Here is a 15610-nt window from a genome sequence, read left to right on the forward strand (position 1 = left end):
GCAGGATTCGCCCATGCAGCGCTCGATCGCCACCGTGTCACTGTCCGGCACGCTCGCCGAGAAACTCGCCGCCATCCAGGCCGCAGGCTTCGACGGCGTGGAAATCTTCGAAAACGACCTCGTCTATTTCGATGGATCGCCGGCCGACGTCCGGCGCATGGCCGCCGATCTCGGCCTCGACATCGTGCTGTTCCAGCCGTTTCGCGACTTCGAAGGCGTGAGCCCGGCCCAGCTCGCCCGCAACCTCGACCGGATCAAGCGCAAGTTCGACGTGATGCATGCGCTCGGCACCGACCGCATCCTGGTGTGCAGCAATGTGTCGGCCGACACGATCGCCGACGACGGGCTGCTCGTCGACCAGCTCGGCGCACTCGCGGAAGCCGCGCGGCAGGCCGGCGTGGTCGCCGCGTACGAAGCACTCGCGTGGGGCCGCGTCGTGAAGCGCTACGGCCATGCGTGGACACTCGTGAATACCGTGAACAGCCCGCATCTCGGCCTGGCGCTCGACAGCTTCCACACGCTGTCGCTCGACGATTCGCCGGATGCGATCGCCGACATCCCCGGCGACCGGATCGCGTTCGTGCAGATCGCCGATGCGCCGAAGCTCGCGATGGACGTGCTCGAATGGAGCCGCCATTACCGCTCGTTCCCGGGCCAGGGCGACTTCGACCTCGCACGCTTCACCGCGCGTGTGATCGAGTCGGGCTATACGGGGCCGCTGTCGCTCGAGATCTTCAACGACGGCTTCCGCGCGGCGCCGACCGCGATCACGGCCGCCGACGGCCATCGCTCGCTGCTCTATCTGGAAGAACTGACGCACGAGCGGCTCGCGCAGGACGGCCGCGCGCCGGCCGCCAGCCAGCCGCTGTTCGCGCCGCCGGCGCCGCCCGCGCACGTCGGGTTCCAGTTCATCGAATTCGCTGTGGACGCGCAGGCGGCGGCGACCGTCGGCGAATGGCTCGGCCGGATGCGCTTCCGGCTCGCGGGCCGGCATCGGTCGAAGGACGTGACACTGTTCCAGCACGGCGCCGCGTCGATCGTGCTGAACGCGGAGCGCGACTCGTTCGCCGATGCATTCTTCCAGCAGCACGGGCTGTCGCTGTGTGCATCGGCATTCCGTGTCGACGACGCGAAAGTGGCGTTCGACCGCGCAGCCGGCTTCGGCTATGCGCCGTTCTCCGGCCGCGTCGGGCCGAACGAACGCGTGCTGCCGAGCGTGCAGGCGCCGGACGGCAGCCTCGAATACTTCGTCGACGAAGCGCCGAACGCGCCGACGCTGTACGAATCGGACTTCGTGCTGACCGACATCGATGGCCCGAGCGAAGTCGGCCCGCTGACGGGCATCGACCACGTATGCCTCGCGCTGCCGGCCGACGCGCTCGATACGTGGATCCTGTTCTTCAAGACCGCGTTCGGCTTCGAGGCCGAACGCAGCTGGCTCGTGCCCGACCCGTACGGGCTGATGCGCAGCCGCGCGGTGCGCAGCGCCGACGGTTCGGTGCGGATCGCGCTGAACGCGTCGGTCGACCGTCACACGGCGGTCGCCGAATCGCTCGACCGCTACCACGGCACGGGGCTGAACCACGTCGCATTCCGCACCGACGACATCGTGAAGACGATCGCCGCGTTCGCGGCCGACGGCATTCCGTTCCTGCGCATTCCGCCGAACTACTACGACGATCTCGCCGCCCGCTACGCGCTGCCGGACGAGCTGATCGACACGCTGAGCACCCATCACCTGCTGTACGACCGCGACGAACACGGCGGTGAATTCCTGCACGCGTATACAGAACTGGTCGACAACCGCTTCTCGCTCGAGATCGTCGAGCGGCGCGGCGGATACGACGGCTACGGCGCGACGAACGCGGCCGTGCGGCTCGCCGCACAGGCGCAGCGCAGGAAATAAGGGAAGGAACTGAACCGGGATTTCGGGGCCGAATCGCATTCGCAGCCCGCGGTTGCCTCAAAGGGCCGCATCCCACGCGCACCATCGTGGTGAATCGCGCGGTGGCGCACCCGCCCGCGCGGCTCACCGCGATCGAGCCGGAAACCGCATTCCATATGGCGTTACATCCCGTAACCCATACCGCAGCGCAGCATCCCGTCGCCCGCCGCGGTTTTAAGAATCGCTTAAGTCTTCGACGGCACCATCCGCAACCAGTACCCAATGGTTATCTTGAAAAGGAGGAAAGCGATGAGCGCCGTAGATGCACCCGCGGGCCGCCAGGCCGCGCCCCCTGTAAAGAAGACGATGCTGCGCCGCCTGCTCAGTCATCATGAAATCGCGACGTTGCTCGTGCTGCTGCATGCCCCGATCGGCGCGAACGCCAAACCCGAACTGCCCGCGCTGCAGGAAGCCGGCCTCGTCGAGATGGTCAAGCTCGACGCCGATACGACACCCAGCTTCCGGCTCACCGAAGACGGCACCGCCGTCCTGAAAGGGCTCGGCTACCGCTGAGCCGCCGTTTTCACCCTTTCTCGTTTTCCCGCATCACCCCCGATCCCAGCGACTCGCCGGCCCTTTCGGCGTGTCGCGTCACCCTGCCCGCTCCTGCAGCATCAACCGGTATTCCGTCGGCGTCACGCCGACCGTCGCCTTGAACTGGCGCGTGAACGCGCTGTGATCCGTATAGCCGCATAGCGCCGCGACATCGGTCACCTTGTCGTGTGTGACGAGCAGTGCGGTGGCCGCATCGAGCCGCGTCTTCAGCAGCACCTGGCGCGGCGTCAGGTGGAACACTTTGTGGAAGTAGCGTTCGAGCTGCGCCACCGACATCCCGGCCATCTGCGCGAGCTGCTTCAGGTTCAGCGGCTGCACGTAGTGATCCTGGATGTGCTGGACCACATCCGCGAGCTTGCTGTACGCCGGATGCGAGCCTTCGTGCGCCTTCAGGTCGCGCGAGATGCCGGCGAGGCCGACGACCTTACCCGCCGCGTCGCGCAACGGCTCCTTGCAGGTCAGGCACCAGCCCGGCTGGCGACCCGGATACAGATGCAGCTCGAGCTGATCGATGAGCTGCTGGCCGGCATTGATCGTCGCCATGTCCTGCTCGAAATAGCTGCGGCCAAAGCGGCGCGGAAACACTTCATCGGCCGTCTTGCCGAGCAGGTCGCGCTTGTCCTTGTAGCCGCAGCGCATCGCCAGCGTGCGATTGACGATCGCGTAGCGGCCGCTCGCATCCTTCACGAAGAACGCGACGTCCGGCAGCGCATCGAACACCGGTTCGAGCAGGCGGAAATGCGCAAGCATCGCGCCGAGATCGGCGTTGTCGGGCTGGTAGCGCAATGGTTCGGACAGGCTCATGGGCGGTACGGCAAGCAAGGTCGTCATCCCGGCAACCGCATGGCGAGTGGCAGATGGCGTCGATTATAGAAGCGCCCCTTCGATCGCGTCGTGCCGATCGCGGGGCGGGCAAGCCGGCGGGAGCGGCCGGTCGCATCGTGCATGCCGATCAGCCAGCGTCGGCCGGCGCTACAGGTTGTGCGCACAACCACTTCGATGCGCGTACGCAGCCTGCCGCGCTTCCGCTTCTGTCGCTGCGGACATGCTGCGTCGACGTCCCGGCAACCCGCACCCGAATCCACCATCCTAAAAATGCCGGCCACCCGCGTCTTGGCGCGTTTGCGCATTCGGCGTGACGATATCGGCACATATCAGGGTTATCGACGATATGCCGATATCGTCGCCGGCCGCGCACCGAACGCGCAAGACGCACGCATTTTCGCTACCTAGACTTTGCTTCACGGTCACGAGACGACCGCCCGCCGCCGCAGCAATCGGCGTGCACGGCCTGCAGCATCGGCCATCACGCACGCCGATTCCGGCACAGCCCGGGCAGCACGCGGCAAGCACGCACGGCCCTCGCATCGGCCTGCCGACCGAACCGTCTCGCCCGGTTTACCGGCGCCGGCCCGCCAGCCGGCGGCGGCCCAACCACGCCATCAAGGGGAAGTGAAAGTGAAGCTGAAGGTATCGCACGTCGCGCTGGCCGCTGCCTGCGCACTGTCGGGCGCGCGCGCCATTGCCGCCGACGTCGTCAAGATCGGTTTCGCCGCACCGCTGACCGGCCCGCAGTCGAACTACGGCACGGACATGCAGAAGGGCGTGCAACTCGCGATCGCCGATTTCAACGCGACGCGTCCGACGATCGGCGGCAAGCCCGTCACGTTCCAGCTCGATTCGCAGGACGACCAGGCCGACCCGCGCACCGGCACGACCGTCGCGCAGCGGCTGATCGACGACAACGTCCGCGGGATCATCGGGCACTTCAACTCGGGTACGAGCATTCCCGCGTCCGACCTGTACGATCGCGCGGGGCTGCCGCAGATCTCGATGGCCACGTCGCCGCAATACACGGCGCGCGGCTACAAGACGACCTACCGGCTGCTGACGAGCGACGCGCAGGCGGGCCGCATCGTCGGCACGTACGCGGTGAAGACGCTGCGCTTCAAGCGCATCGCGATCATCGACGACCGCACGGCCTACGGCCAGGGCATCGCCGACGAATTCGCGAAGGCCGTCGAGGCGGCGGGCGGCACGATCATCAAGCGCGACTTCACGAACGACAAGGCGCTCGATTTCTCCGCGATCCTGACCAACCTCAAGGGGATGAACCCGGACGCGATCTTCTACGGCGGCGGCGACGCGCAATCGTCGCCGATGATCCGCAAGATGCGCCAGCTCGGGATGAAGTCGGCGTTCGTGACGGGCGAGATGTCGCGCTCGCCGACGTTCCTGAAGGTCGGCGGCGATGCGGCCGAAGGCGCGATCGTCTACATGGGCGGACTGCCGAAGGAGAAGATGCCCGGCTTCGCCGGCTACGCGGCACGCTACAAGGCGCGCTTCAACGAAGACGTGATCACCTACTCGCCGTACTCGTATGACGGCACGATCGCGCTGCTCACCGCGATGAAGGACGCGAACTCGACCGACCCGAAGGTGTACACGCCGTATCTCGGCAAGGTGTCGGTCAAGGGCGTGTCGGCGCCCAGCATCGCGTACGACGCGAAGGGCGACCTGAAGGATGCGCCGGTGACGATCTACAAGGTCGAGCACGGCGCGTTCAAGCCGGTCGACACGATCGCCGGCAACTGATACGCGAAACCCTGCCCCGCGCGGCGCGTCAGCGGCTCACCGGCCGCCCGCGCCGCGCGCGCTCTTGCTTCGGCTTCGACCTCGGCTTCGTGATCCGAAGCGTTCCTCGGCGCGCACCCGCGCGCGCATTTTGCGCTCCTGTAGAATCCTCCCACCCGCTTTGACGCATCGCCCCCGCCGCACGCCACCCCGGTGCAGTGGTGCGTGTTTCGTGCCTCACCCGGCACGCGGCACGCTTCGACGATGCAAGCCGCGCCTTGTCAGTCCATGCCGATAGCGGGCCCTGGAGACGCAGCACCGACAACAACATTCGAAAACCGATCGTCCTGACCATGCAAGCTTCCGAATTGAGCGGCGTGCCTCGCGCCGCCGAACGTGCGCTCACGCGCAGCGACTACAAGACCCTTGGCCTTGCCGCACTGGGCGGCGCCCTCGAGTTCTACGACTTCATCATCTTCGTGTTCTTCGCGCCGGCGATTGGACAACTGTTCTTCCCGCACGACATTCCCGACTGGCTGCGCCAGTTGCAGACGTTCGGCATCTTCGCGGCCGGCTATCTCGCGCGCCCGCTCGGCGGCGTGATCATGGCGCACTTCGGCGACCTGTTCGGCCGCAAGCGGATGTTCACGCTGAGCGTGCTGATGATGTCCGTGCCGACGCTGCTGATGGGCTTGCTGCCGACCTACGACACGATCGGCATCCTCGCGCCGGTGTTGCTGCTGCTGTTCCGCGTGCTGCAGGGCGCGGCGGTCGGCGGTGAAGTGCCTGGCGCGTGGGTGTTCGTGTCCGAGCACGTGCCGTCGCGCCACATCGGCTACGCCTGCGGCACGCTGACCGCGGGCCTGACGGCCGGCATCCTGCTCGGCTCGCTCGTCGCCGCCGGCATCAACAGCCGTTACTCGACCGCCGAAGTCGGCGCGTTCGCGTGGCGCATCCCGTTCCTGCTCGGCGGCGTGTTCGGCCTGTTCTCCGTGTACCTGCGCCGCTGGCTGCATGAGACGCCGGTGTTCGCCGAGATGAAAGCGAAGAAGGCGCTCGCGGCCGAGATTCCGCTGAAAGCGGTGCTGCGTGACCATGGCCGCGCGGTGATCGTGTCGATGCTGCTCACGTGGATGCTGTCGGCCGCGATCGTCGTCGTGATCCTGATGACACCCACGCTGCTGCAGAAGCAGTTCCACCTGACGCCCGCGACGACGCTGTTCGCGAACAGCATCGCGACGCTGTGCCTGACGGCCGGCTGCATCACCGCGGGTTCGCTCGCAGGCTGGATCGGCGCGAAGCGCGTGCTCGGCATCGGCGGCCTCGGGCTGGCTGCATGCTACTACCTGCTGTTCGTGCAGGTCGCGGCCGACGCGTCGACGCTGCCGCTCTACTACGGGATCGCAGGTTTCATGGTCGGCACGATCGGCGCGGTGCCGTTCGTGATGGTCAGGAGCTTCCCGGCCGTCGTGCGCTTCTCGGGCATCTCGTTCTCGTACAACGTCGCGTATGCGATCTTCGGCGGTCTCACGCCGGTGATCGTGTCGCTAATGATGAAGTCGAATCCGCTCGCGCCGGTCGTGTATGTCGCCGCGATCTGCGTGCTCGGCGCGATCGCCGTGCAGTTCTCGAAGGATGCGAAGGAGGATCCGTCGCACTGAGCGGCGGTGCGCCGGCGGTTGCCGCCCGTGCGGCGAGCAATCGCGGTGCGTGACCGGTCGCCGGCACCCCTCACCGGCGATCCATGAACAAAGGGCCGAACCCCGCGACATGCGGGATTCGGCCCTTTCGTATTGGCTTCAGCGGTAATTCAGCGGTGGGCGTGCTACGCGCTCAGCGCAGGCTGCCGTACGACGAACTCGGCCGGCGCAGCGCGTCGATGCTCGCGCCGCCCGCGCCCGTGACGAACAGCAGCAGGAAGCCGCCGGCGATCGCGATGTTCTTCCAGAAGTGGATCACCATGTCGTGCTGGACCGCGGCGTCCGTCGCGTCCCAGAAGTTGTGCCCGACCATCGCGGTCGCGACCGTATAGAACGCCATCAGCAGTGCGAGCGGTTTCACCTTGTAGCCGACGATCAGCAGCAGGCCGCCGAGCGCCTCGATCACGACCACGACCGGCGCCACGTACTGGGCGAACGGCACGTTCAGCCCACGCAGGTAACCGATGAAATCGCCGTAGCCGATCAGCTTCATCACGCCGCCCCACAGGAACAACGCCGCCAGCGCCAGGCGCGCGAAAAAAATGACGCCGGAATCGACGGAACGCGTCATGCCTCTCTCCTCGTATGCAATTCGGCCGGCCGCCCGGAGCACACCCGGGCCACTCGGCGCCGCGCGACCCAGCGGGGCCCGCGGCAAATGGGCCAGCATAGACAGAGTTTCGGCCGTGTCCAAGAAAAAGGTTGTAGCAAATCTTTACACGGCGGCCACCGGGCGGCCCGAAGGTGGCGAGTGGGAAAAGGCGTTTAGCCCGCGTCGCTCAACAACACGCCCTTCTTGAAGATGAAGCAGCCGTAGCCGCGCAGCTCGCCGGTAACGATCACCGCGTAGGCCTGTTGCGCGCGCTCGTAGAACGCGAACCGGTCGACGCCCGTAAGCGGCACCGCGCGCCCTTCCGCGCGGTCGATCTCGGCCTGTACCGCGCGCTGCACGGGCGGCACCGCCGCCGCGTCGCCGACGACTTCCATCCGCCACGCGGGCGTGTCGACGAACGTATCGAGCGGCAGCACGGACAGCACCGCGCGCACGACGCGCGCCGAGTCGGCACCGTCGATCCGCAGCGCGCGGCCGACCACCGTGTGCTCCGCGACGGATTCCGCCGGGAAATTCGCGTCGCAGATCGCGATTTCGTCACCGTGGCCCATCGCGCGCAGCGTGTGCAGGATGTCGGCGTGCAGCAGCGGGTCGAGATTCTTCAGCATGTCGGCTAGTCTCCGGGATCAGGAACAAACCGCATAACGTTACCCGATCCCGGTGACCGCTGGGCATGCGCCGCTCGCGTCACGACGCCGCGGCCGGCATTTCGTCGATGAAACCCGTGACCGACGCGAGGCGGCCCGACGCGTCGACCGTGCCGAAGTCCGAACCCTTCACGATCGCCGCACCGTCGGGCGACACGAGCGCCCACGAGAACCGCAGGTGCTGGCCGAACCCGTCGACATCGGTCGTGCGGCGGAAGCGGAATGCAGGGAAACGCGCCTGCACGGCCGCGATCATCGCGTCGATGCCCGCGTGGCCGTCGCCGGCCATCAGCGGATCGCGATACGCCGCGTCGCTCGCGTAGGTCGCATCGATCAGCGCGCGGCGGCGCGCGACGTCGGGTTCGTTCCAGGCGTCGAAGTAGCGGTCGATCAGGTCGGCGTGATCGGACGAAGCGGATTGGGCGGTGGTCATGGCGAGGCTCCTTGTGTCGATGAGAGGACGATGTCGCGAACGCGGCGTGTTTCGTGTTCGCGTGCAGTCATCGTCGCCGGCCTCGCGCGGGCGGTCGATTACGTGCGGGGTAAGGAAATCGCGCCCGCGCTGCCGTGATCAACCATCCGCCATCCGCCATCCGCCATCCGCCATCAACCGGCCGCGTAGTCGACCGCCAGGCTCCACGCCGGGTCCTCGTGCTTCGCCCAGTAAGCGTCGAACAGCCGGCGCGTCATCGGCCCCGGCCGGCCGTCGCCGATCGGCGCGCCGTTCAGCCGCGTGACGGGCATGATCCCGCCGGCCGTCGACGTGATGAACACTTCGTCCGCGTCGCGCAGTTGCGCGTCGTCGATGCGATCGGCCTGCGCGTCGATGCCCATCGACGCCGCCAGCTCGAACACGGTCTGCCGCGTGATGCCGTGCAGCACGCCGCGCTCGGGCGTCCGAAGCCCGCCGTCGCGCACGACGAAGAGGTTGAATCCGGGCCCTTCGGCGATGCTGCCGTCCGTGCACTTCAGCACAACCGACTCCGCCCCCGCGTCGTAGCCCTTCAACAGCCCCGCGACGAGGTCGAGCCAGTGGTAGTTCTTGATCTGCGGATCGACCGATTCGGGCGGAATCCGCCGCACGTCGTCGACCACGTGCAGATGCAGGCCCTCGCGCAACTGCCGTTCGTTCGCGACCGAGCCGTACGGCACCGCGAACGCGATGAACTGGTTCACCGCGTCGCGCGGGTCGCGGCTGAAGGTGGGCGATACGCCGCGCGTGCACAGCATTTCAACGTACGCGTTGCGCAAGCCCGAGCGGCGCACGCATTCGACGAGGATGTCACGCAGCGCGTCGTCGCTCAGCGGCACATTCAGCCGCAGCCTTGCCAGCGAGCGCCTGAACCGCGCGATGTGCTGGTCGAGACGGAAGAAGCGGCCGTTCCACACGTGCACCGTGTCGTACGTGACGTCGGAATGCAGGAAGCCCCAGTCGAGCACCGACACGCGTGCGTCGGCGATCGGAATGAAGCGGCCGTTCATGTACGCGGCGCCCGGCGGATACGCGGGCGCTTCGGCAGGCTGAATATCGTCCGGCGCCGTGCGTGCCGCGTCGGGAACTTGCGGCGCGTAGTCGACCTGCGCGGCAAACGACGCGCGATCGGCATCGAACACGCTGCGATGCACGACCGCATTCTGTCCCGCCGCGCGATCGAACGACAGCTTGCCGTCGAGATGATCGATCTCGTGCTGCATCAGCTCCGACACATCGGGCGACAGCGCGTCACGCCGATGCAGCTCGCCGTCGAGCGTCGTGTACTGCACGCTCACCGACGCGTGGCGCTCGACGCGCACGAACAGGTCGGGAAAGCACATGCAGTCGTCCCACAGCGTCATGCGCGCATCGCTGCGCCACACGATCTCGGGGTTCGCGATCACGTCGGGCCAGCCGTCGAGCGCGAGCGCGATCATCCGTTGCCCGACGCCGATCTGCGGCGCGGCGACCGCACGGCCGAAACCGTGTTCGTCGCGAAACGCGCGCAGCGCGGCGCGCAGTGCGCCGGCCGCTTCACGCACGGCGGGATCGGTGACGTCGCCGACCGGGTGCGCGACGTCGCGCAACGATGCGGTGCCCACGGGAAGAATCCGCGTATTCATTTCACTACCTCCGACAAAGTCACCTTGTTGCCTCCTTTGAACGTCGAAATCGTTGCCGCCGGATCGCGCAGCTCGCCATTCGCGTCGAACGCGATCCGGCCGGTCACGCCCTGGAAGTCGACACGATGCAGCGCGTCGACGATCTTCGCGGGATCGGTGGACTGCGCGAGCATCACCGCGTGGTAGACGGCCATCATCGCGTCGTACGCATACGGCGCGTAGAGCTGCACGGGGGCGCCGTACTTCTGCGTGAAGCGCGCCGCGAACGCGGGGCCGCCCGGCATCTTCGCGAGGCTCCGGCCGCCATCCGCGCATACGAGGTTGCCGTCGAGCGCATCGCCGGCCAGCTTCAGGATCTCGTGCGTGCACATACCGTCGCCACCCAGCAGCGGCGCGGCGATCCGCAACTTCTTCATCTGCTTGAGCATCGGGCCGCCTTGCGTGTCCATGCCGCCGAAGAAGATCGCGTCGGGCGCCTTGCCCTTGAGCAGCGTCAGCGGCGCGCCGAAGTCGAACGCCTTGTCGGTCGTGTATTCACGGCCGACCACCGCCGAGCCCGTCTTCCCGAGCCGGTCGACGAACACGTCCGCGATGCCTTGGCCGTAAGCCGTGCGATCGTCGACGACACCGATGCGGCGCGCGTGCAGTTGCTCGACCGCATAGCGGGCGACGGCCTGCCCGAGGAAGTCGTCGTTCGCGAGCATCCGGAACGTCGTGCGATAGCCGAGACGCGTGAATTCGGGATTGGTGGCCGACGGCGTCAACTCCGCGATGTTCGCCGTCGCATAGAGCCGCGCGACGGCGATCGACGTTCCTGAATTCTGGTGGCCGATCACCGCGCTGACGTGCGTATCGACGAAGCGCTGCGCGACCGTCGTCGCAACCTTCGGGTCGGCCTGGTCGTCCTGCGCGTCGAGCGCGAACGTGACCGGATGCCCGGCGACGCTCGGATGCGCCGCGTTGATTTCGTCGATGGCCAGCCGGATGCCGCGCGCGCTGTCCTCGCCGAAATGCGCCTGCGCGCCCGTGAGCGCGCCGGCAAAACCCACGACGACCCTATCCGCGCCAGACGCGGGAGCGGCCAGTACAAGGGACACAAGTGGCACGAGCGGCACGAGCCGCGCCAGCAGCAGACGTCGGGAACGCATGATGTTTTCCTCGCAGCTTCGTCGTTGACGGATGCTACGATTATCGGCAGCCGTCGCGAAATCCGATAAACATCGGGCGGCCTCGTTCGTGAGTTTGTTTCGTTTTTTCTCCCCGAAGGAAATCCGATGAATCCCGCCGCCGCGCCGCTCGACGACTTCGACCTGCGGATCCTCGCCCGCCTCCAGCACGACAACCAGATCACCAATCAGGCGCTCGCCGCCGAGATCGGCCTGAGCCCGCCCGCGTGCCTGCGCCGCGTGAAGCGGCTGCGCGACGAGCGCTATATCCAGCAGGACGTGTCTGTCGTCGATCCGACCAAGATCGGCCTCCCGTTGACGATGCTCGTGCTCGTGCAGGTCGAGCGCGAACGGGTCGACCTGCTCGACGAATTCAAGCGGTTCCTGAAATCGCTGCCGGAAGTCATGCAGTGTTACGTGGTGACGGGCCGTGCGGATTTCGTGCTGATGATCGCGATGCGCGACATCGACCACTACGAGGAGTTTTCCACGCGCGTGTTCCGGCAACACCACAACATCCGTCACTTCGAGACGATGGTCGTGATGTCGCGCGTGAAGGTGGGGCTGTCGCTGCCGATCGACATCGCGTAACGAACGCCCGGCGCGGGCCGGTGCACGTGCCCGGGCCGCCGCAATGAAAACGGGCGCCCGCGGGCGCCCGTTTCGTCTGGCGGCAACGACCGCGCGCGTCAGGTCACCGGCGCCGGATTGAACAGCGTCAGCGCATTCGCGAGCTTCCATTGCTCGGCCCACGTGCGGCGCTTGCCGCTCGCGACGTCGAGCATCAGCCGGAACAGCTCCCAGCCGGTGTCCTCGATCGTGGCCGCGCCGGTCGCGATCTGCCCCGCGTCGAGATCCATCAGGTCGTGCCAGCGGCGCGCGAGATCGCTGCGCGTCGCGACCTTGATCACCGGCACCTGCGCGAGGCCGTACGGCGTGCCGCGGCCGGTCGTGAAGATGTGCAGGTTCATCCCGGCCGCGAGTTGCAGCGTGCCGCAGATGAAGTCGCTCGCAGGCGTCGCCGCATACAGCAGGCCCTTCTGCTTCGCGCGATCGCCAGGACGCACGACGCCGGCGATCGGCGCGCTGCCCGACTTCACGATCGACCCCATCGCCTTCTCGACGATGTTCGACAGGCCGCCCTTCTTGTTGCCGGGCGTCGTGTTCGCGCTGCGATCGACGCGGCCGCGCTGCAGGTAGCGGTCGTACCAGTCCATCTCGCGGATGATCTCGCGTGCAACGTCCTCGTTCGCCGCGCGCGACGTGAGCTGCGCGACGCCGTCGCGCACTTCCGTCACCTCGGAGAACATGATCGTCGCGCCCGCGCGCACCAGCAGGTCGGCCGCGAAGCCGACGGCCGGGTTCGCGGTGAGCCCCGAGAACGCGTCGCTGCCGCCGCACTGCACGCCGACGACGAGATCCGACGCCGGGCACGTCTCGCGGCGGCGGCGGTTCAATCGCTCGAGATGCGATTCGGCCATCTTCATGATCGAGTCGATCATCGAGTTGAAGCCGACGTGTGCGGCATCCTGCAGGCACACGACACCCCCGTTGTCCGTCGCGCCGTCCGCCGCGACCGGAATCGTGCCGGGCGGCAGCAGGCGCTCGGGCTGCAGCTTCTCGCAGCCGAGGCTCACGGTCATCACCTCGCCGCCGAAGTTCGGATTCAGGCTGATGTTGCGCAGCGTGCGGATCGGGATGTCGGCGTCGGGCGCGTCGATCGCCACGCCGCAGCCGTACGTGTGCTCGAGCCCGACCACGTCGTCGACGTTCGGATAGCGCGGCAGCAACTCGGCCTTGATCCGCTTCACCGCATGCTCGACGACGCCCGACACGCACTGTACGGTCGTCGTGATCGCGAGGATGTTGCGCGTGCCGACCGAGCCGTCGGCGTTGCGGAAGCCCTCGAACGTATAGCCTTCGAGCGGCGGCAGCGGCGGCGCGGCGCGCGTCGCGAGCGGCAGGTCGTCGAGCCCCGGCGGCTCGGGCATGCGCATCGTGCGCTCGTTGACCCAGTTGCCGCGTCGCAGCTCGACCAGCGCATAACCGATCACCACGTTGTAGCGGACGATCGGGTCGCCGGCCGCGAGGTCGACCAGCGCGACCTTGTGCCCCTGCGGCACGCCTTCGCGCAGCGTCAGCCCGTCGGCGAAGGTCGCGCCCTCGGGCAAGCCGCCGTCGTTGACGACGATCGCGACGTTGTCGTCCGGATGCACGCGAATGTAGAGCGGGGAAGCAGTCATCGGAATTCCTGAAGGCTAACGGCCATATCGTTAGTCATCATACGACATTCGACCCAAACCGGCGATGCTGCGTAAACCCTTATCCGGAAAGACCCTACTATTTATCTGCCAGCAAACCGCTTGCGCCCCACCTCCCCTCGTTGTACGATGACATACAACGACATCGCCAATGTGGCTCGTATGCCGTTCCCGACGAACCCAGCACTCGCGCTAGACGGACGACCCAACCATGACTTCACCGCAAGAACTCAAACAGATCATCTCCCACGGCCTGCTGTCGTTTCCGCTGACGGATTTCGACGTCGACGGCAGCTTCCGCCCGTCCACCTACGCCGAGCGCCTGGAATGGCTCGCGCCGTACGGTGCGAGCGCGCTGTTCGCGGCCGGCGGCACCGGTGAATTCTTCTCGCTCACGCAGCGCGAGTATTCGGACGTGATCCGCGTCGCGACGGAAACCTGCAAGGGCAAGGTGCCGATCCTCGCCGGCGCGGGCGGCGCGACGCGCGTCGCGATCGAATATGCGCAGGAGGCCGAGCGCCTCGGCGCGAGCGGTGTGCTGCTGATGCCGCACTACCTGACCGAAGCCAGCCAGGAAGGGATCGCCGACCACGTCGAGCAGGTGTGCCGCGCACTGAAGATCGGCGTGGTGGTGTACAACCGCGCGAATTCGAAGCTGAACGCCGACATGCTCGAGCGCCTCGCCGATCGTTGCCCGAACCTGATCGGCTTCAAGGACGGCGTGGGCGAAATCGAAAGCATGGTGACGATCCGCCGCCGCCTCGGCGACCGTTTCGCGTATCTCGGCGGCCTGCCGACGGCCGAAGTCTATGCCGCCGCATACAAGGCGCTCGGCGTGCCGGTGTATTCGTCGGCCGTGTTCAACTTCATCCCGAAGACGGCAATGGACTTCTATGAAGCGATCGCGAAGGACGACCACGCAACGGTCGGCCGCCTGATCGACGAATTCTTCCTGCCGTACCTGAAGATCCGCAATCGCCGCGCAGGCTATGCGGTCAGCATCGTGAAGGCGGGCGCGAAGCTCGTCGGCCATGACGCGGGCCCGGTGCGCGCGCCGCTCGTCGACCTCACCGACGACGAAGTCGCGGAACTCGACGTGCTGATCAAGAAGATGGGGCCGCAGTAAGCGGCAGGCAGTCAACCGGCACACGCTTCGGCGCGTGCCGGCGCGGAGCCGCGCGTTCGGCCCCGCTTGCGCTCTTCGACGGCCGCCCCGCGCTTCGCGGGCCGGCCGTTTTCGTCACATCTGCGAAATGGCGCCGACGATCCGGTAGCGCAGGCTGCCCAGCCTGAGCCGGGTCGTGGCGATCTCCGCGCCGGTGGCCGAGCGCCGCGCACGCGTGTTCGGATCGCTGGCGAGCATCTGGTCGAGCACGTCGGGATCGACGACTGCATCGAAGAACCGCCCGATCGTGAGCATCGCGTACTGCTTGGCAGTGGCAAGCTGGCTGTTGGCCTGCGTCAGCGCGTCGGTGCGCAGGCCCGGGTCGCGCTCGTCGATGCCGCGGCGGTGTTTCAGCGCGAACACCAGCGCCTCCATGTCCAGCCTGAACCGCCTGACGGCCTGGCCGAACCGGAGCGAATGCGGATCGGAGCCCGTAACGGGCCGCCCCTGGTTGATCGTCACGTCGAATTCGCTGCCACCCAGGTCGCGCTGCAATTCGAACAGCGCGTTGGCCAGCACGCGGCCTTCGCTATATTCCCCGACCTGCGTGCGCACTGACTTCGCGACGTCGCCGACCGCTTTCCACAACCCGGCCGCGAACAGGTGGTCGCCACGTTTGCTGATGTTCATGATGCCGTTCCCTCTTGGTCTTTTTCTGGATCTCTCAGGTTTCGCCTGCGGGTCGGTCGACCCGGGGCTCCGGTACTGTAGGAGAAAAGCGGGCAGCGGGAAAGCCGGAACGATCGAAGGCAGTTTCGGCTTGCCCCATTGCGCCCCAAAAGGTCTGATCGCCTGCTACACCGGCGCGATAACCGCTCATCGCCTTGTCCACTGAGCGCATCACCATCAGCATCGATTGATGCCAAAATTGATGCATCAGTCCTTTC

General features: G+C 66.9%; 15 protein-coding genes. 6 read left to right on the top strand and 9 right to left on the bottom strand.

Going from position 1 to position 15610, the window contains the following annotated elements; all coding sequences use genetic code 11:
• Positions 1-13: 13 nt before the first annotated feature.
• Together BDO18943_RS14315 and BDO18943_RS14320 are read left to right on the top strand one after the other, a co-directional pair.
• Positions 14-1906, top strand: coding sequence for a bifunctional sugar phosphate isomerase/epimerase/4-hydroxyphenylpyruvate dioxygenase family protein (locus BDO18943_RS14315; protein WP_175022820.1), 1893 nt, complete (start codon positions 14-16; stop codon positions 1904-1906).
• Between the two features lie 288 nt (positions 1907-2194).
• On the top strand, positions 2195-2458 hold the full coding sequence (locus tag BDO18943_RS14320) for a hypothetical protein (protein WP_043180855.1): 264 nt from the start codon (positions 2195-2197) through the stop codon (positions 2456-2458).
• 78 nt (positions 2459-2536) lie between these two features.
• Here BDO18943_RS14320 and BDO18943_RS14325 read toward each other — a convergent pair whose 3' ends face one another.
• The gene (locus BDO18943_RS14325) at positions 2537-3331 is read right to left on the bottom strand and encodes an AraC family transcriptional regulator (RefSeq protein WP_043180856.1); all 795 of its coding nucleotides are present in this window, start codon (positions 3329-3331) and stop codon (positions 2537-2539) included.
• Between the two features lie 627 nt (positions 3332-3958).
• Between BDO18943_RS14325 and BDO18943_RS14330 the strand changes: the two genes are divergently transcribed.
• Both BDO18943_RS14330 and BDO18943_RS14335 read left to right on the top strand, forming a co-directional pair.
• Complete coding sequence (locus BDO18943_RS14330) at positions 3959-5095, top strand: branched-chain amino acid ABC transporter substrate-binding protein (RefSeq protein ID WP_175022821.1); 1137 nt, start codon at positions 3959-3961, stop codon at positions 5093-5095.
• Between the two features lie 332 nt (positions 5096-5427).
• Positions 5428-6735, top strand: a complete 1308-nt coding sequence (locus BDO18943_RS14335) for an MFS transporter (RefSeq protein ID WP_175022822.1) — start codon at positions 5428-5430, stop codon at positions 6733-6735.
• 172 nt (positions 6736-6907) lie between these two features.
• Here BDO18943_RS14335 and BDO18943_RS14340 read toward each other — a convergent pair whose 3' ends face one another.
• From BDO18943_RS14340 to BDO18943_RS14360, 5 genes are all read right to left on the bottom strand, one after another.
• Positions 6908-7345 (bottom strand): DoxX family protein, encoded by a 438-nt coding sequence (locus tag BDO18943_RS14340; RefSeq protein ID WP_175022823.1) that lies wholly within the window; start codon positions 7343-7345, stop codon positions 6908-6910.
• A 194-nt stretch (positions 7346-7539) separates the two neighbouring features.
• The gene (locus BDO18943_RS14345; protein WP_175022824.1) at positions 7540-7995 is read right to left on the bottom strand and encodes an RbsD/FucU family protein; all 456 of its coding nucleotides are present in this window, start codon (positions 7993-7995) and stop codon (positions 7540-7542) included.
• Positions 7996-8074: 79 nt separating this feature from the next.
• Entirely contained in the window at positions 8075-8467 is a 393-nt protein-coding gene (locus tag BDO18943_RS14350; RefSeq protein WP_175022825.1) for a nuclear transport factor 2 family protein, read from the bottom strand.
• 173 nt (positions 8468-8640) lie between these two features.
• Positions 8641-10131: an aminotransferase class IV gene (locus BDO18943_RS14355; RefSeq protein WP_175022826.1), complete on the bottom strand. Its 1491-nt coding sequence runs from the start codon at positions 10129-10131 to the stop codon at positions 8641-8643.
• On the bottom strand, positions 10128-11279 hold the full coding sequence (locus BDO18943_RS14360; RefSeq protein WP_175022827.1) for a branched-chain amino acid ABC transporter substrate-binding protein: 1152 nt from the start codon (positions 11277-11279) through the stop codon (positions 10128-10130). Before BDO18943_RS14360 ends, BDO18943_RS14355 begins: the two co-directional genes overlap by 4 nt.
• 126 nt (positions 11280-11405) lie before the next feature.
• On the opposite strand from BDO18943_RS14360, the gene BDO18943_RS14365 reads away from it, so the two are divergent.
• Complete coding sequence (locus BDO18943_RS14365; protein ID WP_175022828.1) at positions 11406-11888, top strand: Lrp/AsnC family transcriptional regulator; 483 nt, start codon at positions 11406-11408, stop codon at positions 11886-11888.
• A gap of 98 nt (positions 11889-11986) precedes the next feature.
• Here the strand turns inward: BDO18943_RS14365 and garD are convergent, their stop codons facing one another.
• On the bottom strand, positions 11987-13540 hold the full coding sequence (garD, locus tag BDO18943_RS14370) for a galactarate dehydratase (RefSeq protein WP_175022829.1): 1554 nt from the start codon (positions 13538-13540) through the stop codon (positions 11987-11989).
• Positions 13541-13769: 229 nt separating this feature from the next.
• Between garD and kdgD the strand changes: the two genes are divergently transcribed.
• A complete protein-coding gene (kdgD, locus tag BDO18943_RS14375) occupies positions 13770-14684 on the top strand; it encodes a 5-dehydro-4-deoxyglucarate dehydratase (protein ID WP_043180868.1) in 915 nt (304 codons plus the stop codon).
• 114 nt (positions 14685-14798) lie between these two features.
• Here kdgD and BDO18943_RS14380 read toward each other — a convergent pair whose 3' ends face one another.
• Both BDO18943_RS14380 and BDO18943_RS14385 read right to left on the bottom strand, forming a co-directional pair.
• Entirely contained in the window at positions 14799-15353 is a 555-nt protein-coding gene (locus BDO18943_RS14380; protein ID WP_175022830.1) for a hypothetical protein, read from the bottom strand.
• A gap of 34 nt (positions 15354-15387) precedes the next feature.
• On the bottom strand, positions 15388-15600 hold the full coding sequence (locus BDO18943_RS14385; RefSeq protein ID WP_175022831.1) for a hypothetical protein: 213 nt from the start codon (positions 15598-15600) through the stop codon (positions 15388-15390).
• Between the last annotated feature and the right edge of the window lie 10 nt (positions 15601-15610).

It is taken from the genome of Burkholderia aenigmatica, from assembly GCF_902499175.1.
GTDB lineage: Bacteria > Pseudomonadota > Gammaproteobacteria > Burkholderiales > Burkholderiaceae > Burkholderia > Burkholderia aenigmatica.